This window comes from Pseudomonas sp. HS6 (genome assembly GCF_023375815.1).
Classification (GTDB): Bacteria; Pseudomonadota; Gammaproteobacteria; order Pseudomonadales; family Pseudomonadaceae; genus Aquipseudomonas.
The window spans coordinates 3425466-3448660 of record NZ_CP067412.1 but is presented as its reverse complement, the minus strand read 5'-3'; the positions used below and the strand labels follow the sequence as shown (position 1 = coordinate 3448660).

At 61.2% G+C, this 23195-nt stretch carries 17 protein-coding genes; 4 read left to right on the top strand and 13 right to left on the bottom strand.

What is annotated here, in order from left to right; all coding sequences use genetic code 11:
* The first annotated feature begins 305 nt into the window (after positions 1-305).
* A complete protein-coding gene (locus tag JJN09_RS15610; protein ID WP_249482539.1) occupies positions 306-1319 on the top strand; it encodes an AI-2E family transporter in 1014 nt (337 codons plus the stop codon).
* Between the two features lie 132 nt (positions 1320-1451).
* On the opposite strand, the gene JJN09_RS15605 is transcribed toward JJN09_RS15610, so the two are convergent.
* Positions 1452-2726 carry an Hsp70 family protein gene (locus tag JJN09_RS15605; RefSeq protein ID WP_249482538.1) on the bottom strand — a complete coding sequence of 425 codons (1275 nt, stop codon included), beginning with the start codon at positions 2724-2726 and terminating at the stop codon, positions 1452-1454.
* 293 nt (positions 2727-3019) lie between these two features.
* Between JJN09_RS15605 and JJN09_RS15600 the strand changes: the two genes are divergently transcribed.
* Both JJN09_RS15600 and JJN09_RS15595 read left to right on the top strand, forming a co-directional pair.
* Positions 3020-3970 (top strand): DnaJ C-terminal domain-containing protein, encoded by a 951-nt coding sequence (locus JJN09_RS15600; protein WP_249482537.1) that lies wholly within the window; start codon positions 3020-3022, stop codon positions 3968-3970.
* A 23-nt stretch (positions 3971-3993) separates the two neighbouring features.
* Positions 3994-4299 (top strand): chaperone modulator CbpM, encoded by a 306-nt coding sequence (locus JJN09_RS15595; RefSeq protein ID WP_249482536.1) that lies wholly within the window; start codon positions 3994-3996, stop codon positions 4297-4299.
* Positions 4300-4303: 4 nt separating this feature from the next.
* Here JJN09_RS15595 and JJN09_RS15590 read toward each other — a convergent pair whose 3' ends face one another.
* Entirely contained in the window at positions 4304-5431 is a 1128-nt protein-coding gene (locus JJN09_RS15590; protein ID WP_249482535.1) for a sensor histidine kinase KdpD, read from the bottom strand.
* Positions 5432-5589: 158 nt separating this feature from the next.
* Between JJN09_RS15590 and JJN09_RS15585 the strand changes: the two genes are divergently transcribed.
* On the top strand, positions 5590-12621 hold the full coding sequence (locus JJN09_RS15585) for an NEL-type E3 ubiquitin ligase domain-containing protein (protein ID WP_249482534.1): 7032 nt from the start codon (positions 5590-5592) through the stop codon (positions 12619-12621).
* A gap of 52 nt (positions 12622-12673) precedes the next feature.
* Here the strand turns inward: JJN09_RS15585 and ureC are convergent, their stop codons facing one another.
* From ureC to urtA, 11 genes are all read right to left on the bottom strand, one after another.
* Positions 12674-14374 (bottom strand): urease subunit alpha, encoded by a 1701-nt coding sequence (gene ureC, locus JJN09_RS15580; RefSeq protein WP_249482533.1) that lies wholly within the window; start codon positions 14372-14374, stop codon positions 12674-12676.
* 171 nt (positions 14375-14545) lie between these two features.
* Positions 14546-14851 carry an urease subunit beta gene (locus tag JJN09_RS15575; protein WP_096819774.1) on the bottom strand — a complete coding sequence of 102 codons (306 nt, stop codon included), beginning with the start codon at positions 14849-14851 and terminating at the stop codon, positions 14546-14548.
* On the bottom strand, positions 14851-15384 hold the full coding sequence (locus JJN09_RS15570; protein WP_249482532.1) for a GNAT family N-acetyltransferase: 534 nt from the start codon (positions 15382-15384) through the stop codon (positions 14851-14853). Before JJN09_RS15570 ends, JJN09_RS15575 begins: the two co-directional genes overlap by 1 nt.
* Before the next feature lie 5 nt (positions 15385-15389).
* Entirely contained in the window at positions 15390-15923 is a 534-nt protein-coding gene (locus JJN09_RS15565) for a GNAT family N-acetyltransferase (RefSeq protein WP_249482531.1), read from the bottom strand.
* Between the two features lie 9 nt (positions 15924-15932).
* Positions 15933-16235: an urease subunit gamma gene (ureA, locus tag JJN09_RS15560; RefSeq protein WP_007950602.1), complete on the bottom strand. Its 303-nt coding sequence runs from the start codon at positions 16233-16235 to the stop codon at positions 15933-15935.
* A 335-nt stretch (positions 16236-16570) separates the two neighbouring features.
* A complete protein-coding gene (locus tag JJN09_RS15555; protein ID WP_249482530.1) occupies positions 16571-17410 on the bottom strand; it encodes an urease accessory protein UreD in 840 nt (279 codons plus the stop codon).
* Between the two features lie 43 nt (positions 17411-17453).
* Entirely contained in the window at positions 17454-18152 is a 699-nt protein-coding gene (gene urtE / locus JJN09_RS15550) for an urea ABC transporter ATP-binding subunit UrtE (RefSeq protein ID WP_096819770.1), read from the bottom strand.
* Between the two features lie 140 nt (positions 18153-18292).
* Complete coding sequence (gene urtD, locus JJN09_RS15545; RefSeq protein WP_249482529.1) at positions 18293-19165, bottom strand: urea ABC transporter ATP-binding protein UrtD; 873 nt, start codon at positions 19163-19165, stop codon at positions 18293-18295.
* Positions 19162-20241 carry an urea ABC transporter permease subunit UrtC gene (gene urtC / locus JJN09_RS15540; RefSeq protein ID WP_249482528.1) on the bottom strand — a complete coding sequence of 360 codons (1080 nt, stop codon included), beginning with the start codon at positions 20239-20241 and terminating at the stop codon, positions 19162-19164. The genes urtD and urtC overlap by 4 nt, the downstream gene beginning before the upstream one ends.
* Positions 20241-21743, bottom strand: a complete 1503-nt coding sequence (gene urtB, locus JJN09_RS15535) for an urea ABC transporter permease subunit UrtB (RefSeq protein WP_249482527.1) — start codon at positions 21741-21743, stop codon at positions 20241-20243. Before urtB ends, urtC begins: the two co-directional genes overlap by 1 nt.
* Positions 21744-21902: 159 nt before the next feature.
* Positions 21903-23168 (bottom strand): urea ABC transporter substrate-binding protein, encoded by a 1266-nt coding sequence (gene urtA, locus JJN09_RS15530; RefSeq protein ID WP_249482526.1) that lies wholly within the window; start codon positions 23166-23168, stop codon positions 21903-21905.
* Positions 23169-23195: the final 27 nt, after the last annotated feature.

Sequence of the window (23195 nt, the reverse complement as noted above, 5' to 3'; positions counted from 1 at the left end):
ATTCGACGGGATGGGTTCGGCGTGAGAACCGGCCCTCACCCTAGCCCTCTCCCGGAGGGAGAGGGAACCGATTCGGGGATGCTTGGTATTTGCATCGACCTGAACGTGCGGTGCTGAATCCGGAATCGACCTGGTCTGTCAGGTTGCAGGAATTCTCTAAATCTACTCGGTCAGTCCCCTCTCCCCCCGGGAGAGGGCTGGGCCGCCAGTCAGACACCCAATCCGTAAACACCGCATATCCCTAGTGCTCCCCAAGGATCGCTGGCAGACTGCCAATCCTTTTACGCCGTTCGTTTTGAGGCTGTATGCCAACGTTTTCTGAGCGTCATGTTGTGTTCTGGGTCAGTTGCATCATCATTTTCGGCGGTTTGCTGCTGGTGCTGCCGCTGCGTCTGTTGCCCAGTCTGTTGGCCGGTCTGCTGGTGTTCGAGCTGGTCAACATGCTCACTCCGCAACTGCAACGGCTGATCGAAGGCCGCCGCGCGCGCTGGCTGGCGGTGGCGTTGCTGGGCACGCTGGTGGTGAGTGTGCTGGCGCTGATCTTTGCCGGGGCTATCAGTTTCCTGCTGCACGAGGCGGAAAATCCCGGGGCTTCCCTAGACAAGTTCATGGGCGTGGTCGACCGCGCGCGCGGGCAACTGCCGCCGTTTCTCGACAGTTACCTGCCGGCCAGTGCCGCTGAATTCCGTGTTGCCATCGGTGAATGGGCGAGCAAGCATTTGTCCGACCTGCAACTGGTGGGCAAGGACGCGGCGCACATGTTCGTGACCCTGCTGATCGGCATGGTGCTCGGCGCGATCATCGCGCTGCAGCGCGTACCGGACGTCACCAAGCGCAAGCCGCTGGCGGCTGCACTGTTTGACCGTCTGCACCTGCTGGTTCAGGCGTTTCGCAATATCGTTTTTGCGCAGATCAAGATTTCCTTGCTCAACACCTTATTCACCGGGATCTTCCTGGCGGTGATCCTGCCGCTGTTCGGGATCAAACTGCCGCTGACCAAGACCCTGATCGTGCTGACGTTCCTGCTCGGGTTGTTGCCCGTGATCGGCAACCTGATGTCGAACACGCTGATCACCATCGTCGGCCTGTCGCTGTCGATCTGGGTGGCGATTGCCGCGCTGGGTTACCTGATCTTTATCCACAAGCTCGAATACTTCCTCAACGCGCGCATTGTCGGCGGGCAGATCAGTGCCAAGTCCTGGGAGTTGCTGTTGGCGATGCTGGTGTTCGAGGCCGCGTTCGGCCTGCCGGGAGTGGTGGCGGGGCCGATTTATTACGCGTATCTGAAGAGTGAGTTGAAGCTGGGCGGGATGGTTTAACCGACAGATCTGTATTGGCTGAACGGACGCCATCGCTGGCCAGCCAGCTCCCACACTTCACACGCTGCTTTCGAAGCGGTATCAATCCTGTGGGAGCTGGCTTGCCAGCGATTGGCGCGACTCGGTATTAAATCAGTTCACCGAGCCATAACGCTTCATGGCTTCAATCGCCAGGCCGCTACCAATGCTGCCGAAGATATTGCCTTCCACATGCCGCGCGTTCGGCAGCATCGCCGAGACGCTGTTGCGCAGCGCCGGGATGCCGCTGGAACCGCCGGTGAAGAACACCGTATCGACCTGACCCACCGCCACGTTGGCGTCCGCCAGCAATTGCGTGACGCTGCCGCGCACGCGCTCCAGCTGCGCATCGATCGCCGATTCGAACAAGGCCCGGCTCAGCTCGACGCTCAGCCCGGATTCGATGCGGTCCAGCGGCACGTGGCGGCTGTCGTTGTGGGTCAGGTGGATCTTGGTTTCTTCCACTTCCATCGCCAGCCAGTGCCCGGCGCGCTGTTCGATCAGCTTGAACAGACGGTCGATGCCGCCGGTGTCCTCGATGTCGTAACGCATGCTGCCCAGGGCCAGGGTCGACTTCTGCGAGTACACCGAGTTGATGGTGTGCCAGGTCGCCAGGTTCATGTGGTGACTGGTCGGCATGAACGCGCCGCTCTTCATGCGGCTGCCGTAGCCGAACAGCGGCATCAGGCCCTGCAGGCTCAGTTGCTTGTCGAAATCGGTCCCGCCGATGTGCACACCGCCGGTGGCGAGGATGTCGTCGTGACGGTTATCGACACCACGACGCTCGGGCGACAGGCGCACCAGCGAGAAGTCCGACGTACCACCGCCGATGTCGACGATCAGTACCAGCTCTTCCTTTTCGATGGTCGACTCGTAATCGAAGGCCGCGGCAATCGGCTCGTACTGGAACGACACGTCCTTGAAGCCGAGCTTGCGCGCCACTTCCACCAACGTGTCTTCGGCTTCCTGGTCGGCCAGCGGGTCGTCGTCGACGAAGAACACCGGGCGGCCCAGCACCACTTGCTCAAACTCACGACCGGCGGCCGCTTCGGCGCGATTCTTGAGCTGGCCGATGAACAGCCCCAGCAGATCCTTGAACGGCATCGCCGTGCCGAGAACGCTGGTGTCGTGCTTGATCAGCTTGGAACCGAGCAGGCTCTTGAGCGAGCGCATCAGGCGGCCTTCGTAGCCTTCCAGATATTCGTGCAGCGCCAGGCGACCGTAAACCGGGCGGCGCTCCTCGATATTGAAGAAGACCACCGACGGCAGGGTGATCTTGTCGTCTTCCAGCGCGATCATCGTTTCCATGCCGGGGCGCAGCCAGCCGACGGTGGAGTTGGACGTGCCGAAGTCGATGCCGCAGGCACGGGCTGGAGAGGCGTCTTTCATGGTCTTTCGGTTCCGGTCAAAAAAACGGCCGCGCAGTGTATGTCAGTGCGCGACAGATTCGAAGGCCAGTCATCTGCTATTTCGCTACTAAACTGCCTTGAAAGCCCGAGCTTTGCCCCAAACTTGCTGGCATGGGCCGGCAGACACACCGGCGGTCGCAAGAACCGCCGTCCACTGCCGATAAACTTCTGCTGCGCCACCCGGTCACAAGTTTGAGATCGGTCAACCTGGCACGCGCGAATCGGCGCATGCTGACGGCGGCGCGAAATCGATAACGGATGGTGACTCCTTCAATGGACTTCAAAGACTATTACAAGATACTCGGCGTGGAGCCGACGGCTGACGACAAGGCAATCAAGGCTGCCTATCGCAAGCTCGCGCGCAAATACCACCCCGATGTCAGCAAGGAAAAAGACGCCGAGGCCAAGTTCAAGGACGCCTCGGAAGCCTATGAAGCGCTGAAAAGCGCCGACAAACGCGCCGAATACGACGACCTGCGCCGCTACGGCCAGCACGGTCAGCCGTTCCAGGGACCGCCGGGCTGGCAAAGCCGTGGCGGCTTCGGTGGCGGCGGTGGCGACACCGGTGACTTCTCGGACTTCTTCAGTTCGATCTTCGGCAACCGCGGCCCCGGTTTCGGTGGCGGCGAAGGCCGGCAATCCCGCAGTGCGGGGCGCAGAGGGCAAGACGTGGAACTGGAACTGCCGATCTTTCTCGAAGAGACGCTTTCGAACGAATCGAAAAAAATCAGCTTCCAGGTGCCGCAATACAACGCGGCGGGCCAACACGTCAGCAACACCAGCAAGAGCCTGAACGTGAAGATCCCGGCGGGCGTGACCGACGGCGAGCGCATCCGCCTCAAGGGACAGGGCGCACCGGGTATCGGTGGCGGCGCCAATGGCGATCTGTACCTGACCATCCGTTTCGCGCCGCACCCGAAATTCGATGTCGAAGGCGAAAACCTGATCATCACCTTGCCGCTGGCGCCGTGGGAGTTGGCGCTGGGTGCCGAAGTGGCCGTGCCGACCCTGACCGGCAAGATCAACCTCAAGGTCCCGGCCGGCAGCCAGAACGGCCAGCGCATGCGCGCCAAGGGCCATGGTTTGCAGAACAAGGCTGGCGAGCGCGGCTATCTGTTCGTCCAGCTCAAGGCCGTGATGCCGAAAGCTGCGGGCGATGACGTCAAGGCGCTGTGGCAGGAACTGGCGAAGAAAGCCGCCTTCAACCCGCGAGAGAACTTCTGAACCCGGCGACGGAGTAGCCCATCATGAGCAGCCCCCTGATCGTTCAACTGGACATGGCAGAATTCTGTGAGGCGGCCGACCTGTCGGACGTCTACGTGATCGAAATCGTCGAACACGGCATCCTCGAACCTCAGGGCGCGCAGCCCCGGGAATGGCGCTTCACCGATTACGAACTGGCCCTGGCCAAACGCGCCGCCAAGCTGCGGCGCGACCTGGAGCTGGAATGGGAAGGCGTCGCCCTGGCGCTGGACCTGCTGGAAGAGGTGAAGGAATTGCGGGCCGAGAACCGGATGCTGCGCCAGCGTCTGGCGCGGCTGGTGGTCGAGTAAACCTTCAGATCTGTCTGGGCAGCTTCACGCTGAACAGCGTCCCGGCGGCCTCGCTTGAACTGACTTCGATCGTCCCTTCGTGTGCGGTCACCACTTCCTTGACGATGAAAAGGCCCAGACCGAGGCTGGTCGATGGCTGGCCAAGTTCTTCGTCGGCACTGCGCACCAACGGATCGAAAATGGTGCCGACAGCCTCCTCAGGGATGGGGTCTCCGTAGTTGTGAACACTTAGAAGCACGCTGTCGGCTTCTCCCTTCAACGTCACGATGACCTCGCGCGGATTCGAGCCATGCTGCAAGGCATTGCCGATCAGGTTTTGCAGCAGTTGATCCAGCCGGCCCGCGTCCCATATGCCCCGGGTGTCACCCTCGACTTTGAGGGTCGGATCGCATTCCGGGTTGCCGGCACATGCTTCGGCAATGGCCGCTCGTGCTGCATCGGCCAGGTCCATCGGCGCCGGTTCGATCGGCAGTCTTTTGCCTAGTCGGCTGCGCACCAGCTCCAGCAAGTCGCTGACCATGGCCGCCATGTGCCGCGCGCCGTGTTTGATATTGAGCGCGCAAGTCAGCGCGTCACCTTCCAGCGTGGTTTTACGCATCAGCAATTCGGTGGACATGCTCACCGCTTGCAGGGGCGCGCGCAGGTCATGGCCGAGAATGGCGAGGAAAATATCGCGAGAGCGGTTGACCTGTTCGGCGTAGGCGGCGGTCGATTCGGCCAAGGCTTCGTCGATGGCTTCGTTGAAACGGATCATGTCTTGGAAACAGTTCAGGTCCGGAGTTTCCAGGCTGTCCACCCACAGACGGATCACACAGGCGCGCAGATGGCGAAACTCCGAGGTCATCTGTACCAGGTCGAAGCCTTCCGTATGGCGCAGTTCGCCGTGGCTGGCACCGGCCTGATCCAGGCTCGGGGTTTTTTCCGGGCCTTCACCCCTGGCCTTGGCCACTTGTTCGCCTGCGGTCTGCGTCGTGGTCATGTCCCGAGCGGCGGCCAGCAGAATTGTCCTCGCATGATCACGCAGCGCTGCACGATCCAGGTACTCACTTGCCGGTGTGATCGTCCTGGCGAACTGTTCCCACTCGTCGACGATCCGGTCCGTGTGTTGCCGGATGAATTCGGGTAAACGCATGGCAGAAGTCCTGAACATTCAGCAAGGTTCTGTCGATGGTAGACCCTTTACTCCGCATTGGTAGTGCCGTTGGGGCAGGTTCCCTGCCAACAACTATGTACCGCCGGCCAGCCCCGTCGCCGTGGTGTGCTGAAGCTCTATCAATCTGGAGTGACGCCATGCCTGACAAATCCGCCAATGGGAGCCGAGTCTCGGTTACCCGCAGCATCCACGGTGACTTTCTTGAAAAAAGCATTCCCGACTGGCTGCTCGCCGCTACGCCCGAGCGCCGAATGGCACTTAAAGGTGCCGAAAGACCTGTGCCCGATTGGTATCGAAAGGCTTCCCCGCAGCAACGCAAGGCCGTTGACGACAGTCATGTCGCAAGCTTCAAGGCCCAGTCCGGGCTGGACAAGGCCATGGACTGGTTGCAGGACATCGATACTTTCGCCGCGCCACTGCTGAGCAAGGCCTTGAAAGAACAGTTCAATGTCGAGCCGGACGTCAACAAGACCTTTCTGTTGCTGAGAAAACCTCTGGAGATCAGTCTTTTCGGCATCGATATCGGCCATTTCGATGTCATGAATCTGCCGCTGTTGCAGGCGGCGCTGCATAACTTCGAGGCATCGGAATGCGAAAACGGGGCCTTCCATGAAACCTCCGGGTTCGAGGTAGAAGGAGCCATGCCCGGTTCTCGGCAAAGGCTCACGATCTCGTTGACGGTCGGACAGTTCACGAGCCTGTGCCGGTCGCTGGACATCGGCGCGAAGTTTCAGGATTACTTGAAGAAGCATTTGCACCCCGAAGACAGCGTGTCCGAGGCTGTGTTGCGGGAGAAATTCTCCGCTGCGCAGAAGACAGCCCTGCGAGCGGCGGCAGAGCGGGCACTGCTGCAAAAGGATATTGAACCCAGGGACTACACCTCGATCATGGAGTTGATCGCAGGAAATCCTCAGCCGAGCCAGGGCCGCAAGCAGATCTGGCTCTGCGATCTGAGCCTGATGGGGCGAAGGACCACCGGGTGTGTCTGGTTTTCCATCTGCGAGGAGTATCGATACGCCAACGAGCGCCTCATTTACATCCCCAATGATCCTGAGCACCCGCTCAAACGCTACAGCGACAAGGAGCTGGATGAGCTGTTCAAGCAGCGTTTCACCGCCCGCCATGGTCTGGTTCCCGATGATCCGGCGCCGACGGATTACCAGCGCTTTTTCAGTCGGTTCATGGACTACGCGGACCTTCCCCGTTACTTCTCCGAGTTCAACCATGACGCCCCGCACAAGACGTTCGTCCAGACCATCGCCCCCTACGCGCCATTGCTCAATAGCTTGCTCAAAGGCAGCAGTCCATTCGCCGGGGTCCTGGGAGTAAAGGAGTTACCACCGCCGTCCCCGATTCGGCAGGTGCCTAACGAGGCCCCTTGGTTGCGACCGCGAGGTCTGTCGCAAAAAGGCCGGGGTCTCTGGGGAAAGAACATCGAGCTGTGGGGGTATCTGTTCGACCGGTATCGCGAAAAATTGATCGATGATGCCCGCAGCCATGCGGTGCCCACAGCGGACGTTGATGCCAGGGTGCGCTCGGAAAAGTTCGCAGTGTTGCTGAACATCGGCATGCTGGCGCTGACCGCGGTTTCGATGTTCGTTCCGGTGTTGGGGGAAATCATGATGGTGGTGACGCTCTCCCCGTTGTTGTCCGAGGCCTTCGCAGGGACGATCGAGTGGGCCGAGGGCAATCGCAAGGTTGCCAGCCGGCACTTGATCGATGTTGCCGAAAATCTCCTGGTGCTTGCGTTGACTGCCGGTGCGGCCAAAGGAATGGCCAAAATGGTCCCGTTGAAAGCCGAGCCGGTGATCGAGGACCTGCATTCGGTCCGGTTACCCAATGGCTCGACCCGCCTGTGGCGTGCCAGCCTGAGCGGTTATGAGTCTCCCGTGCCCTTCAATTCCGACGTCGTACACAACGCCAGTGGGCAATTCGAATTGAACGGCAAACACTACATCCGGCTCGATGGCCGTAGCTATGAGCAGTTCTACGATACGAACGTGTTGCGCTGGCGCATCAGGCACCCCACCGATTCAGAAGCCTATCAACCCCTTCTGAACCACAACGGTGCCGGCGCCTGGCGTTACGTTCAGGAGCGCCCGCTGACCTGGGATCGTCTGGCACTGATGCGGCGAATGGGGCCGATTGCAGAGGCTTATTCCGACGAACAACTGCTCAGGATTGCCGATGTCAGTGGCATGAGCGACGGCGCGCTGCGCAAGATGCATCTGGATAATGCGATGCCGCCTCCTCAACTGATGGAAGCCATTCGATTGTTCGACGTTGACCGAAGCGTCGGGCAGGTGATCAAACAAGTGGCGAGCGGACAAGCAATCGACGGGCGCTATCTTTACACCCTGCCTCTGGTCACCGAACTGCCGCGCTGGCCCTCCGGCCGCCTGCTGGAATTTTTTGAAAACGACAATCTGTCAGGGGTGTCGGTCAAGTACGGCTCGGAGCGCCTGGCGCCGGGGACAAAGCTGAAACCGCCGATTCGCCTGAGCCGCTCCGATGCGCTGAGTGGTGAGTTGCCTGCGCGTATTCTGGCGGCACTCGATGAGACCGAGGTCACTCGTCTGTTGGGTGGCGAGCCGGCAAGGGTAAGGGACACCCGTCCGATGGAGCTTCGCAAGCAACTTGCCGATCTGGCCCGGACCCGTCGCCCTGCGTTGTTTGAAAGCCTTTACAAGGGAACGGAGCCGGCGAGCGCGCATGTCATCAAGTTACAACGAGCGATACCCGGTCTGAGTGAACCGGCGGCGCAACGGGTCCTGGCTCAGGCCAGCCCCGAGGAAATCTCCCGACTGGACGGTACGCATCGTATTCCGCTGTCCTTGCAGGAGCAGGGGCGCTGGTATGCGCGGGAGGGGCGTCTGACTCGTGCCTATGCCGGTCTCTACGGTGAAAATATGGCACTCCCCGACAGTGCTCGCCTGGCGTTGCATGCGCTGGAAAAACTGCCGGGCTGGCCAGACGACTTACGCCTTGAGGTGCGCGAACGCGGGATCGAAGGACGGTTGCTCGATGGCATTGGTAGCGAGACTGCCAAGGTTCGGAAATATCTGGTCAAGCGCGGTCCTTACTATCAGGCGTTCAATGCGCGTGGTGAAACGCTCAATTCGATATCTGCCCACGGCGACGATTTCTATAGATCGATCATGCACGCCTTGCCTGATGAGGCACGCCGTTCTCTGGGAATACCGGAAGTGGGTCGCAATGCCGATCTGCAACGCGAGATCATCGATTACGCCATCGACCATCGCAGTGAATCGCAGCAGTTATTGCAAGATGCCGATGCACCCAACGTCTGGTTCAGGCCGCCGCAGCGTATTTCTGCGGACCTTGCGGGTTACCGCGCCAGCGGTTCGACCGGTGAACTTGCGCCTTCGCTGGTCGCGCGGGTTCGGGATGTATACCCCGCACTGACCGACGAGCAGGCGCGGGGGGTTATCCTCGAACAATGGCGCTCGGGCAAAAACGATCAGCAGATCCATCATCTGCTCAATAACCTGATGCGTGAGTGGGAGAGCCTGGAGGCGACGCTCGATAACTGGTTGGCATCGCCTGCAGTCGGCGGGCTGATTTCCCCCTACGGTTCCCGCTATGTTGCCGAGAGCATAAAGACTTGCTGGCGCAACGCACCATTGGCCGCCCTGGGGGGAGAATTTCGAGGCCTCAACATTATTACTCAGCGGCCTTTGCCAGAGTTGCCGGCCGATTTTTCCCATGTCCGCAACATGCTACTGATGGGGCCGGACACGGCTCGATTGCTGAAGCATTTTCCAAACGTCAGAACACTGCATATGTCGGCGCACGAGACTGAAGTCGACGGCCTCCTTGATGCGTTGAAACCGTTGCGACAACTCACGGATCTCGATCTCTCCATCCCGTCTTCCCAGCGTCTGTCCTCGAGGCTGGGCGAACTGCCAAGCCTCGAAAGCCTGAATCTGGTGGTGACCGGCAGTGGCGATCAGGCGGGCACCACTCATGTCCTGGACGTCAGCGGCCTGCGCAACTTGCGCAGGTTGGGGGTGGCGGACGACGGCATGCGCGACTGGCCTCGGGGCGTCCTCGATCTGCCATATCTGCAACGGCTGTATCTTCAGCGCACACGGATTGCCAGTGTGCCTGCCGGCTTCTATGGCGGGCATGAGCCCTTGTTGAGTGGGCTGACCCTGGACTGGTCGCTGTTCTCTTCGGAAAATTTCCGGCCGGTCTTCGAATTCTTCAGGCAGCAGCCACAGCGCGCAGGCGACCTGGACGCCATGCTCAACGACTACTGTCGCGGGCAACTCAAACGCTTTGGCGGCAGGCTCCCGGGGTTTTATGAGGGCTTGCTCGATCCTTTCGTTGCGCAGTGGCCAGGGATCCAGGAACGATTCGATGCAATGCAAGCGTTGAATACCCAGTACGCGGAGCTTGAGCGTCTCGATGGATGGATCGGTAATCCGTCGGATATTTTCCATGGCGGGTATGTGCGATCAGCAGTAGCGGAGGCTATCAGAACCAACTGGCGCGCCGGGTTGTTACAACGATACGGTGCGACCACGGGCAATCGTTTCAATACCTTTGCCGCAGGCCAGGCGCCGGTCCTCGAACTGACTGGTATTGCGGTGGATTCCTTTCCCTCCCTCCCGGCCGCAGGCTTCAGTCATGTGACCAAACTGCGCTTGAACGGCTTTCGTGCGCCGGCCCCGCAGATAGAGGGTTTTTTGCGTACGTTCGGCAATGTCCAGAGCCTCGAACTGAGCGAATGCAACCTGACCGGGCTGCCGCTGCAACCGGGGGATCTCACAGCGCTCGAGCACTTGAGCCTGCGTGACAATCCTTTGTCAGCGCTGGACGTTGGTGCGCTGACTCGCCTCAGATCACTGGATCTGCGTTCGACGTACCTGACGCAATGGCCGGCGGGCACCGAGCAGCTGTCGCAGCTGACATGGCTGGACCTGCGTAACACCCGGATCGATACGTTGTCCACGGCTGAGCTGGCGCAGGACGAGTTACTGGTCAATACCAATCTGACCGGAACCCCTCTGACTCCACTTGCTGAAGCCGATCTGGCCGCAGCCAGACAGCGCATCGAACAGGCCCGGGGGCTGGAGGGAGGCACGCTGGCCCGGTTTTCCCTCGAGGCTGTTCCGAATGAGTTTCCACCGAGAGAGACCGGCTCGTTGGTGATGAGTCGGTTGCTGTCTCTGCCACCGGAGACCGGCGCAGCGGAAGAATCGTTCGCCTTGCGCCTGCAACGGATAGTCCCCGACTACAGCGAAGAGCAGGCCCGACAAATGATTGGTCAGATGCGCGATGCCGCCATGACCGACCTGCAGATCGCTGCCCGGCTGGAAGACTGGGCCCATCTGTCAGAAACCCTGATCCGCCGGCTCAACAGTTGGTCTTGCATTCGAGAGGCCCGGGGGGAAGGCTGGGTGGTTTCATCGCGGACCCGCAGCCTCGCGGCACACCGTATCCTGGCGTGCTGGCGGGAAGGATTGCTAGGCAGAAGTGGCGGCCCTGGCAGCGAACTCAACCTCGATGGTCTGCAACTGGGGGACTTGCCCCGATTGCCCGTCGAGTTCGGTCATGTCCGCGAGTTGAATCTGACCGGCGTGAGAATGTCCGAACAGGGCTCCAATGGCTTTCTCGCAGCATTCCCCAATCTGTCGACCCTGAATCTCAGCGGCCAGGCCTTGCAGGCCGTGCCGGAAGCGATCGCCGGGATGACCGGGTTGCAGCGGCTGGAGCTGTCGAGTCTGGGTCTTGCCGACTCCGTTTCGCTCTACTTCACGCTAGCTCCTCTGGAACATTTGCAATGGCTGGACTTGAGCCACAACTTGCTGCAGGAGTTCAATGCCGAGCTGTTCGAGGAACTGCAACGGCTGGACCTGCGCAACAATCATTTGGCCGACTTGCCTGCGGGGGTGCTGGAGACGAGATCGCTCAGTGCGCTGAACCTGAGTGGTAATGACATTTTCTCGATTCCGCTACGGGCACTGGATGGAACCCATGAAACCCTGATGCAGGGTACGGACCTGTCGGACAACTACCATCTGTCCCTCGAAACCCTTGAAGCATTGCGCGACTACGCGCAGGCCAGAAACCTAGACCCGGTGCTGGGCATTCCCCGTGATCGGGTGCAGTGGATGATCGATGGTTACGCCAGTGAAACCGAAAGCGAGACGATCACCGATACCCAAAGCGTGGGGCTGAGCGATGATGAGTCCGACGAGGAAAATCCCGATCTGTTTGAACAGGATGTTTCCCCTCAAATGGAGCCCTGGCTGGAGCGAGGCATCCCCGAGGACGCCAATGACCACCGGGCCATATGGCATCGGCTGGCGGCCGAGCCTGGCAATGGCGATTTCTTTCATTTGCTCGAACGGATGAGAGACACCCTGGAGTTCCGACTTCACCGGGCCGATCTCATCCGGCGTACCTGGACCCTTCTGGAAGCGGCAGATCGATTTTCCGAACTGCGCCAGACGCTGTTCGCCATGGCGCGCACCCACACGACCTGTATCGATGGTCGAACACTGGCGTTCAGTGAAATCGAGGTGAAGGTGTTCGAGTACAACACATTGCTGGAGGTCGAGCCCGGGCTTGAACAAAAGGGCCGTGCGCTGTTGAACCTGTCACGCCAGTTGTTCCGTCTGGAGCAAGTCGAGAAAATCGCCGCTGAAGCGATCCATGGGCGCCTCGATCCGGCAGAAGTGCGCCTGCAGTATCGTATCGGTCTGACGGGCGGCTGGCCGGACGGTCTGACGCTGCCCGGTCAACCCCGATCCATGGCGTTCGGCAGGCCCGTCAGCGGAAACACTCTGGTTCAGGCGCGCGAGCGGGTACTTGAAACGGAGCGCAGCGACAGGTTCTACGAGGATCTGATCGGACGTCGATATTGGGTGGAGTACCTCAACGAAAAATACCCGCAGGCATTCGAGGCGCTGGAACGGCGCGCCGCTGAACGGCACGGGGAGGTCGAAGGGCAATTTGAAGGGCTCGATAGCAGCGCCTATCACGAAGCCCTGAACACTCTGGCCATCGAGAAGGACACCGCGCTGAATGTGAAACTCATCGAGTTGTCTCGACTGGAGGCGGGCGAAAATACGTCCACGGTCAAAGATTCGAATCACCCCGGCACGTCGAAGGGCGTGACGGGCCATTCCGATTCGTAAATCTGCCTTGCAACGCACGCCTGGAGCCGGCCGAACCGGCTCCAGGCTGCATTCAGAACAGAAAGTAACGCTGGGCCATCGGCAGGGTTTCGGCCGGTTCACACCAGAGCAATACGCCGTCGGCCTTGACCTGGTAGGTCTGTGGGTCGACGTCGATGTTCGGCAGGTAGTCGTTGTGGATGAGGTCGGTCTTCTGCACGTCGCGGCAGCCTTTGACCACGGCGATTTTCTTTTTCAGGCCCAGCGCTTCGGGCAATCCCGACTCCTGCGCTGCCTGGCTGATGAACGTCAGACTGGTGGCATGCAACGAGCCACCGTAACTGGCGAACATTGGGCGGTAGTGCACCGGTTGCGGGGTCGGGATCGAGGCGTTGGCGTCGCCCATCAGGCTCGCGGCGATGGCGCCGCCCTTGAGAATCAGCGTCGGTTTCACGCCGAAGAACGCCGGTCGCCAGAGCACCAGATCCGCCCACTTGCCGACTTCCACCGAACCCACTTCATGGCTGATGCCGTGGGTGATCGCCGGGTTGATCGTGTATTTGGCGATGTAGCGTTTTGCGCGGAAGTTGTCGTTGCCTTCGCCGTCCAGGGGCAACGGGCCGCGCTGCTTTTTCATCTTGTCGGCGGTCTGCCAGGTCCGCGTGATGACTTCGCCGACGCGGCCCATGGCCTGGCTGTCGGAGCTGATCATCGAGAACGCGCCGAGGTCGTGGAGGATGTCTTCGGCGGCAATGGTTTCGCGGCGGATACGGCTCTCGGCGAACGCCACATCTTCGGCGATGCTCGGGTCGAGGTGATGGCAGACCATCAGCATGTCGAGGTGTTCGTCGATGGTGTTGCGGGTGAACGGCCGGGTCGGGTTGGTCGAGCTCGGCAGCACGTTGGCGAAACCGCAGGCCTTGATGATGTCCGGCGCATGGCCGCCACCGGCACCCTCGGTGTGGTAGGTGTGAATGGTGCGGCCCTTGAATGCGCCAAGGGTGGTTTCGACGAAGCCGGATTCATTGAGGGTGTCGGTGTGGATCGCCACCTGCACGTCGTACTGGTCGGCGACGCTCAGGCAGTTGTCGATGCTCGCCGGGGTGGTGCCCCAGTCTTCGTGCAGCTTGAGGCCGATGGCGCCGGCCTTGACCTGCTCGATCAATGGTTCCGGCAGACTGGCGTTGCCCTTGCCGGTGAGGCCGATGTTCATCGGGAACGCGTCGGCGGCCTGGAGCATCCGCGCCAGGTGCCACGGACCCGAGGTGCAAGTCGTGGCGTTGGTGCCGGTAGCCGGGCCGGTGCCGCCGCCGATCATGGTGGTGACGCCGCTCATCAGCGCTTCTTCGATCTGCTGCGGGCAGATGAAGTGGATGTGGGTGTCGATGCCGCCGGCGGTGAGGATCATGCCTTCGCCGGCAATCACTTCGCTGCTGGCGCCGATGGCGATGGTCACGCCGGGCTGCACGTCCGGGTTGCCGGCCTTGCCGATGGCGGCGATGCGCCCGTCCTTGAGGCCGACGTCAGCCTTGACGATGCCCCAGTGGTCGATGATCAGGGCGTTGGTGATGACGGTATCGACCACTTCAGCCGCCAGTAGCTGGCTCTGGCCCTGGCCGTCGCGGATCACTTTGCCGCCGCCGAATTTCACTTCTTCGCCGTAAGTGGTGAAGTCCTGTTCGACCTCGATCCACAGCTCGGTGTCGGCCAGGCGCACCTTGTCGCCGACGGTGGGGCCGAACATGTCGGCGTAGGCTTGTCTGGAAATCTTCATCTAGCGTCCTTCAGGAAAATAGCGGTGAGCCATCGATCGTCTCCCTGACCCTCCCGAAACGTCGGACCGCCCAGAGGGAGAGGGGACTGATCGCGGTGAGGCGGCTATCGGTGATCGGCTCCCTCTCCCTCAGGGAGAGGGCTGGGGTGAGGGGCAGCGGCACACACGGACTCAGAGGTCACCCATGACCCGCCCGGCAAACCCGAACACCCGCCGGTGCCCGGCGTAATCCACCAGTTCCACCTCGCGACTCTGGCCCGGCTCGAAGCGCACCGCAGTGCCTGCCGGGATGTTCAGGCGCATGCCACGGCTGGCCGCGCGGTCGAAGGTCAGGGCGTCGTTGGTTTCGAAAAAGTGGTAATGCGAACCGACCTGGATAGGACGGTCACCGCTGTTCGCCACTTTCAGGCTGATCGTGCGACGACCGACGTTGAGTTCGATGTCGCCGGGCTGTATCCGGTATTCGCCGGGAATCATCAGTGGGCTCCTTGCAGAATCTTGTAGTAGAGGGCTGTCGGGCGGTACGTGCCGTTCGGGTCGCAGGCGTAGTCGGGAATTTCCCCGGCGCGGGTGTAACCCAGGGCTTTGTAGAAATCTTCGGCAGGAGAGCCGGCCTCAGTGTCGAGGTAGAGCATGCCGCGCTTGTATTGGCGGGCAGTCAGTTCCAGTGCTTCCATCAACTGCTGGCCGAGGCCGCGACGCCGAGCGTGTTCGCGCACCAGCAGTTTCTGCACCTCGGCGCGGTTCAGGCCGTTGGCCTTCTGGCACAGGCCCAGTTGCACGCTGGCCTGCACCTGTTCGTCCTTGACCACCACCCACAGCAAAACGTTGCCCTTGTTCAGGTTGTCCTGAACATCGTCGAAATAGGCGCGAGCCTGCGCGGCATCGAGATCGGCCATGAAGCCGACGCTGGCGCCATAGCCCACGGCGTCGAGCAACAGCTCAATCAGGCCCTGACGATAGTGGGCAAAACTTTCGGCATTGACGCGTCGCAGTTGGGCGGGGTTCATCGGTGTCACTCCTTGTTGGCGAGCGGCGGCTCCGCGCCAGGGTTGAGGGTCAGTTGCATGAACGTCAGGTCGAGCCAGCGGCCGAACTTGGTGCCCACCTGCGGCATCTGCCCGGTGGTGATGAAACCGGCGCGCTCGTGCAGGCGGATCGACGCCGCGTTGCCGCTTTCGATGGCGGCGACCATGACGTGCTTGCCGCAGGTTTTCGCACGTTCGATCAGCGCGGTCATCAACTGCGGGCCGAGCCCGTTGCCGCGTTGGTCGCTGCGCACGTAGACCGAGTGCTCGACCGTGTGACGGAAACCGTCGAACGGCCGCCAGTCACCGAACGAAGCGTAGCCGAGGGTGGTGTTGTCGGCGTCGGCGATCACCAGGATCGGATAAGCCTGGGCCTGACGCGCGCTGAACCACGCCTGACGGTTGCCGAGGTCGACCGGGGATTCGTTCCAGATCGCCGTGGTGTTGAGCACGGCGTCGTTGTAGATGTCGCGGATCGCCGGCAGGTCGGCGTGCAGTGCATCGCGGATGGTGTAAGTCATGGCGCGGCCTCAGACGATCGGTTGGTGGACGGTGACCAGTTTGGTGCCGTCGGGAAACGTCGCTTCGACCTGGATCTCCGGGATCATTTCCGGGATGCCTTCCATTACTTGATCGCGGGTCAGCAGGGTGGTGCCGTAGTGCATCAGCTCGGCCACGGTCTGGCCGTCCCGGGCGCCTTCGAGCAGCGCCGCCGAGATGAAGGCCATGGCTTCCGGGTAGTTGAGCTTCACGCCGCGGGCCAGTCGCCGCTCGGCAACGAGGCCGGCGGTGAAGATCAACAGCTTGTCTTTTTCGCGTGGGGTCAGGTCCATCGTTTGAAATCCATTTGGGCAGAATTGTGTGGTTCTTGCGGGTTGAGGGGTGTCAGTGCGAACCGCCCCTCACCCTAGCCCTCTCCCGGAGGGAGAGGGGACTGAACTCGGTTGTTTGTTATGGCCAGTTCAGTCAGCAACATTCTTGAGTTAACAAATTCTTTTCAGGCACCTCGGTCAGGCTCCCTCTCCCTCAGGGAGAGGGGACTGATCTCGGTCGATTATTGAGGCCAGGTCAGTCAGTAATTTTTTTGAGACTGCAAAATTCTTTCCAGACAGCTCGGTCAGGCGCCCTCTCCCCTCCGGGGAGAGGGCGGGGGGTGAGGGGCTGGTTCTCAAGTACTCCAGATTCTTGGCGAAACAGCTTCACGGCCAAGCAACGCAGGCCTGAGCAATCGCCACAATTCAATAAGCCACGCCCGCGCCAGCAACGCTTCACTGGCCAGACAACGGGCGACCAAAAGTCCGGGAAGTTGCGTCAGATCCCCGCGCACTTCATGACCCAGCGAACGGCAACGCTCCAGCAGTTCGGCATCAATCTCACCGGTGACCAGCAACGTCGCAAACACCGGATTGCCATCCAGGCCAATCGGCGAATCAAGCAAACCGTCATCACCGACGATGCGCTGGCGCTCATGCCACAGCAGCCGGCCATCGCGGCGAATATCCAGATGCGCCTGGAAATGCCCGAGGTCGAAACGCTCGCCACTGGCCGGGCGACCCAGCGCCACCACGTCCCAGTAGAACAGCCGCGCATCACCTTCAAGCTCGATCGAAGTCGAGAGTTCCGCCTGGGCGGCGCTGTAGACGATGGTTTCCTGGGGCAGCCATTCCAGTGTCGCGCCATCAGCGACATGCAGGTTCAGCGACTGATAAGCGGGCCCCGCCGCGCGATACCACTTGGCCGCGCCGGGGCTGGTGATCTGTGCCCAGGCGCCCTGTTCGACGCGGGCGCTGATGTTCAGCCGATCACCGCCGGCAATGCCGCCCGGCGGGTGGACGATGATGTGCTGGCAGACCTCGGGCCCTTCGGCGTACAGATGCTTTTGCACCCGCAACGGGCCGAGGTGCCGGCGTCGGGTCGGCCGCGTGCAATCGCCGAAGCGGGCGTAGGCCAGCTCAAGCTCGGCATGCCAGCTCGGGGTAAACAGGGCAGTCGCTAAAGGTAAGTTCATTTTTTCTGATTATCGTTAGGACGCTACAGATTAGACCGTAACCTCAAATAGTCACCAGCCCGCGTACACCTTCGGCTTCCATATTTTCGCCACGGCCCTGCTGCACGATCTCGCCCCGGGACATCACCAGGTACTGATCGGCCAGTTCGGCGGCGAAATCGTAGAACTGTTCCACCAACAGAATCGCCATGTCGCCTCGGGCTGCGAGCTTTTTGATCACCGCGCCGATTTCCTTGATCACCGACGGTTGGATGCCTTCGGTGGGTTCGTCGAGGATCAGCAGCCGTGGACGACTGGCCAGTGCGCGGCCAATCGCGAGCTGCTGTTGCTGACCGCCGGACAGGTCGCCGCCGCGCCGCTGTTTCATTTGCAGCAGCACCGGGAAGAGCTCGTAGATGAACGCTGGAACCTCCTTGGCTTCGCTGCCGGGAAAACGCGACAGGCCCATCAGCAGGTTCTCTTCCACGGTCAGCCGGCCGAAAATCTCTCGGCCCTGCGGCACGTAGGCGATCCCGGCATGCACCCGCTGATGCGGTTTGAACGCGGTAATCGGTTTGCCTTCCCAGTTCACCGCGCCTTCCTTGGCCGGCAACAGGCCCATCAGGCATTTGAGCAGCGTGGTCTTGCCCACGCCGTTACGGCCGAGCAGGCAGGTCACTTCGCCGACCTTCACATCAAAGCTCAGGCCGCGCAGGATGTGGCTTCCGCCGTAGTACTGGTGCAGCTTGTCGACTTGCAGCATGTTCAAATTCCTTCTGTTGCACACAGAACCCTGTGGGAGCTGGATTGCCAGCGATGAGGCCGGCATATCCAGCATTGATGTCGACTGATCCACCGCCATCGCTGGCAAGCCAGCTCCCACAGGTTTTTTATTCGCAAACCTTAGCGGCCGAGATAGACCTCGATAACTCGCTCATCGGCCTGTACCTGTTCCAGCGATCCTTCGGCCAGCACGCTGCCCTGGTGCAACACCGTGACGTGGTCGGCAATCGAGCCGACGAAGCCCATGTCGTGTTCCACCACCATCAGTGAATGCTTGCCCGCGAGCGACTTGAACAGCTCGGCGGTGAACTCGGTTTCGGCGTCGGTCATGCCCGCCACCGGTTCGTCGAGCAGCAGCAGTTGCGGGTCCTGCATCAGCAACATGCCGATTTCCAGAAACTGTTTTTGCCCGTGGGACAGCAACCCGGCCGGGCGATTGACCGAGGTGGTCAGGCGAATGGTGTCGAGCACTTCGCTGATCCGGTCTTTCTGCTCGCTGCTCAATTTCGCCCGCAGACTGGCCCACACCGACTTGTCGGTTTTCTGCGCCAGTTCCAGGTTCTCGAACACGCTCAGGGCTTCGAAAACCGTGGGTTTCTGGAACTTGCGACCGATGCCGGCCTGGGCGATCTGCACTTCGCTCATCTGCGTCAGGTCGAGGGTTTCGCCGAACCACGCCTTGCCATGACTTGGGCGGGTCTTGCCGGTGATCACGTCCATCAGCGTGGTCTTACCCGCGCCGTTGGGGCCGATGATGCAGCGCAGTTCGCCGACACCGATGTACAGGTTCAGATTGTTCAGCGCGCGGAAGCCGTCGAAGCTGACGCTGATGTCTTCCAGGGTCAGGATCGTGCCGTGACGGGTGTTCAGCCCCGGCCCCACGCGCTGGCCGAGGCCGAGGGCGTCACGACTGGTGCCGGCGTCCTTGTTCGGTTCCAGTGGCGGGAAAAAGGCCGGTTCCAGCATGAATTCAGCGCTCGCCGTGACTCTCATGATTCACCTCGTTTCTTCAGCAGACCGATCACGCCTTTGGGCAGGTACAACGTCACGACGATGAACAGCGCGCCGAGGAAGAACAGCCAGTATTCGGGGAAGGCCACCGTGAACCAGCTCTTCATGCCGTTGACCACGCCGGCGCCGAGCAGCGGGCCGATCAGCGTTCCGCGTCCGCCAAGGGCTACCCACACAGCAGCTTCAATCGAGTTGGTCGGCGACATTTCGCTCGGGTTGATGATCCCCACTTGCGGCACGTACAGCGCGCCGGCCAATCCGCACAACACAGCGCTCAACACCCAGACGAACAGCTTGAAACCGCGAGGGTCGTAACCACAGAACATCAGGCGATTCTCCGCATCACGCAACGCGGTCAGCACCCGGCCGAACTTGCTGCGTGCCAGCCGCCAGCCGATGAACAGACTCGCCACCAGCAGCAACACCGTCGCCAGAAACAGCACCGCGCGCGTGCCGGGTTCGGTGATGCCGAAGCCGAGGATCGTGCGGAAATTGGTGAAGCCGTTGTTGCCGCCGAAACCGGTCTCGTTGCGGAAAAACAGCAACATCCCGGCGAAGGTCAGGGCCTGGGTCATGATCGAGAAATACACGCCCTTGATGCGCGAGCGGAAGGCGAAGAAACCGAACACCAGCGCCAGCAACCCCGGCGCCAGCACCACCAGACACATTGCCCAGAGGAAGTTGCCGGTGCCGCTCCAGTACCACGGCAACTCGGTCCACGACAGGAACGTCATGAACGCCGGCAGGCCATCACCGGCAGCCTGACGCATCAGGTACATGCCCATCGCATAACCGCCGAGGGCAAAGAACAGACCGTGGCCTAGCGACAGCAGACCGGCGTAGCCCCAGACCAGATCCAGTGCCAAAGCGACGATGGCGTAGCAGAGAATCTTGCCGACCAGCGTCAGGGTGTAAGCCGAAACGTGCAGCGCACTTTCCGCAGGCAACAACGACAGCAGTGGCAGGGCGATCAGCAACGCGAAAACAACGGCACCAACAGCGAGGGAAGCTTTCGGGCCGGCCTTTTGTGTAGCCGTAACGAGCAGGGGCTGGTTCATCAGTCGATCACCCGTCCTTTCAGTGCGAAGAGGCCTTGCGGACGTTTCTGGATGAACAGAATGATCAACGCGAGGATCAGGATCTTGCCGAGCACCGCACCGATCTGCGGTTCGAGAATCTTGTTGGCGATGCCCAGGCCGAACGCGGCGAACACACTGCCGGCCAGTTGCCCGACGCCGCCGAGCACCACCACCAGAAACGAGTCGATGATGTAGCTCTGGCCGAGGTCCGGGCCGACGTTGCCGATCTGGCTCAGCGCCACGCCACCAAGCCCGGCGATGCCCGAGCCGAGGCCGAAGGCGAGCATGTCGACGCGCCCGGTGGGCACGCCGCAGCAGGCTGCCATGTTGCGGTTCTGGGTGACCGCTCGCACGTTCAGGCCCAGTCGGGTCTTGTTCAGCAGCAGCCAGGTCAGCACCACTACGAACAACGCAAAAGCGATGATCACGATGCGGTTGTACGGCAGCACCAGATTCGGCAACACCTGAATCCCGCCAGACAGCCACGCCGGGTTCGCCACTTCAACGTTCTGCGCACCGAACACCAATCGCACCAGTTGAATCAGCATCAGGCTGATGCCCCAGGTGGCGAGCAGGGTTTCCAGCGGCCGGCCGTAGAGGTGACGAATCACCGTGCGCTCCAGGGCCATGCCGATGGCGGCTGTGACGAAGAACGCCACCGGCAGCGCAATCAGCGGATAGAACTCGATGGCCTGCGGTGCGTAGCGCTGGAACATCAATTGCACGACGTAGGTCGAGTAGGCACCGAGCATCAGCATCTCGCCGTGGGCCATGTTGATCACCCCCAGCAAACCGAAAGTGATCGCCAGCCCCAGCGCCGCGAGCAACAGAATCGAACCGAGGGACATGCCGCTGAAGGCCTGGCCGAGCAGTTCGCCGATTAGCAGTTTGCGCTTGACCTGGGCGAGGCTGGTTTCGGCAGCGGTGCGCACGTTGGCGTCGGCTTCGACGCCGGGTTCGAGCAGGCCTTCGAGACGGGTGCGGGCCAATGGGTCGCCGGTTTCACCGAGCAGACGCACGGCCGCGAGACGCACCGCCGGGTCAGTGTCGACCAGTTGCAGGTTGGCCAGCGCCAGGCTCAGGGCGGCGTGGACGCTTTCGTCTTTTTCGCCAGCCAGTTGCTGGTCGAGGAATTTCAGCTGCGCGGGTTTGGCGCTTTTCTGCAATTGCTGCGCGGCGGTCAGACGGGTTTTGGCGTCGGCGGCGAGCAATTGGTGGCTGGCCAGTGCGGTGTCGATCAGACCCCGCAGGCGATTGTTCAGGCGCAGGGTTTTGGTCTGGCCGTCGATGCTGAGCTCGCCTTGTTGCAGGGCGTTGATCAGTTCGACACGGGCCGGGTCGGGCTGCGCGGCCCAGGTTTCCAGCAGTTTGGCCTGTTGCGTCGGGTTGGCGGCGACGAAGTCTTCGGCGTCGCTGGCGTGGGTGGCCATCGGCAGTAAAAGTACGAGGGCCAGGATCAAGCGGTAAAGGGCAGTGGGCATAGAGAGTCGCCTTGCTTGGATTTTGTGGGAGCTGGCTTGCCAGCGATGCAGGCGACTCGGTGCATCTGTTGGACCGAGGTGATGCCATCGCTGGCAAGCCAGCTCCCACAGGATCGGTGTCAGGCTCAAGCCTTGTGCTCAAGCCTGACATCCCATGGCTCAGTTGCTCTTCACCGCATACTCCGGCTTCTTGTCATTCCCCGGAATGAACGGACTCCACGGCTGCGCTCGAATCGGCCCTTCGGTCTGCCACACCACGTTGAACTGACCGTCGGCCTGGATCTCGCCGATCATCACCGGTTTGTGCAGGTGGTGGTTGGTCTTGTCCATGGTCAGGGTGTAGCCGGATGGCGCGGCGAAGGTCTGGCCGCCGAGGGCTTCGCGGACCTTGTCGACGTCGGTGGACTTGGCTTTTTCCGCCGCCTGCGCCCACATGTGGATACCGACGTAAGTGGCTTCCATCGGATCGTTGGTCACCGCTTTGTCGGCGCCCGGCAGGTTGTGCTTCTTCGCGTAGGCTTTCCAGTCATCGACGAACTTCTTGTTCACCGGGTTCTCCACCGACTCGAAGTAGTTCCACGCTGCGAGGTTGCCCACCAGCGGCTTGGTGTCGATGCCGCGCAGTTCTTCTTCGCCCACCGAGAATGCCACCACCGGTACGTCGGTCGCCTTCAGGCCCTGGTTGGCCAGTTCCTTGTAGAACGGCACGTTGGAGTCACCGTTGACGGTGGAGATCACAGCAGTCTTGCCGCCGGCCGAGAATTTTTTGATGTTGGCGACGATGGTTTGATAGTCGCTATGACCGAACGGGGTGTAGACCTCTTCGATGTCTTTATCCGCTACGCCTTTGGAATGCAGGAACGAACGCAGGATCTTGTTGGTGGTGCGCGGGTACACGTAGTCGGTGCCGAGCAGGAAGTAGCGCTTGGCGCCGCCGCCTTCTTCGCTCATCAGGTATTCAACTGCCGGGATCGCTTGCTGGTTCGGCGCGGCGCCGGTGTAGAACACGTTCGGCGACATCTCTTCGCCTTCGTATTGCACCGGGTAGAACAGCAGGCCGTTGAGTTCTTCGAACACCGGCAGCACCGATTTGCGCGACACCGACGTCCAGCAACCGAACACCACGGCGACCTTGTCCTGCGTCAGCAACTGCCGGCCCTTTTCTGCGAACAGCGGCCAGTTCGACGCCGGGTCGACCACCACCGGTTCAAGCAGCTTGCCGTTCACGCCGCCCTTGGCATTGATCTCGTCGATGGTCATCAACGCCATGTCTTTGAGTGATGTTTCGGAGATCGCCATGGTGCCGGACAACGAATGCAGAATCCCGACCTTGATGGTCTCGGCGGCCTGTACCGTCCAGGTCATGCCCATCGCGGCAATGGATGCCGTGAGTGTGAAAGCCTTGATCAAACTGCGACGCTTCATTGTGCGATCTCCACGAACGTTAAAGTT

Coding starts and splice junctions, on each gene's coding strand:
- JJN09_RS15610 (WP_249482539.1), top strand. CDS start 306: ATGCCAACGTTTTCTGAGCGTCATGTTGTGTTCTGGGTCAGTTGCATC.
- JJN09_RS15605 (WP_249482538.1), bottom strand. CDS start 2,726: ATGAAAGACGCCTCTCCAGCCCGTGCCTGCGGCATCGACTTCGGCACG.
- JJN09_RS15600 (WP_249482537.1), top strand. CDS start 3,020: ATGGACTTCAAAGACTATTACAAGATACTCGGCGTGGAGCCGACGGCT.
- JJN09_RS15595 (WP_249482536.1), top strand. CDS start 3,994: ATGAGCAGCCCCCTGATCGTTCAACTGGACATGGCAGAATTCTGTGAG.
- JJN09_RS15590 (WP_249482535.1), bottom strand. CDS start 5,431: ATGCGTTTACCCGAATTCATCCGGCAACACACGGACCGGATCGTCGAC.
- JJN09_RS15585 (WP_249482534.1), top strand. CDS start 5,590: ATGCCTGACAAATCCGCCAATGGGAGCCGAGTCTCGGTTACCCGCAGC.
- ureC (WP_249482533.1), bottom strand. CDS start 14,374: ATGAAGATTTCCAGACAAGCCTACGCCGACATGTTCGGCCCCACCGTC.
- JJN09_RS15575 (WP_096819774.1), bottom strand. CDS start 14,851: ATGATTCCCGGCGAATACCGGATACAGCCCGGCGACATCGAACTCAAC.
- JJN09_RS15570 (WP_249482532.1), bottom strand. CDS start 15,384: ATGAACCCCGCCCAACTGCGACGCGTCAATGCCGAAAGTTTTGCCCAC.
- JJN09_RS15565 (WP_249482531.1), bottom strand. CDS start 15,923: ATGACTTACACCATCCGCGATGCACTGCACGCCGACCTGCCGGCGATC.
- ureA (WP_007950602.1), bottom strand. CDS start 16,235: ATGGACCTGACCCCACGCGAAAAAGACAAGCTGTTGATCTTCACCGCC.
- JJN09_RS15555 (WP_249482530.1), bottom strand. CDS start 17,410: ATGAACTTACCTTTAGCGACTGCCCTGTTTACCCCGAGCTGGCATGCC.
- urtE (WP_096819770.1), bottom strand. CDS start 18,152: ATGCTGCAAGTCGACAAGCTGCACCAGTACTACGGCGGAAGCCACATC.
- urtD (WP_249482529.1), bottom strand. CDS start 19,165: ATGAGAGTCACGGCGAGCGCTGAATTCATGCTGGAACCGGCCTTTTTC.
- urtC (WP_249482528.1), bottom strand. CDS start 20,241: ATGAACCAGCCCCTGCTCGTTACGGCTACACAAAAGGCCGGCCCGAAA.
- urtB (WP_249482527.1), bottom strand. CDS start 21,743: ATGCCCACTGCCCTTTACCGCTTGATCCTGGCCCTCGTACTTTTACTG.
- urtA (WP_249482526.1), bottom strand. CDS start 23,168: ATGAAGCGTCGCAGTTTGATCAAGGCTTTCACACTCACGGCATCCATT.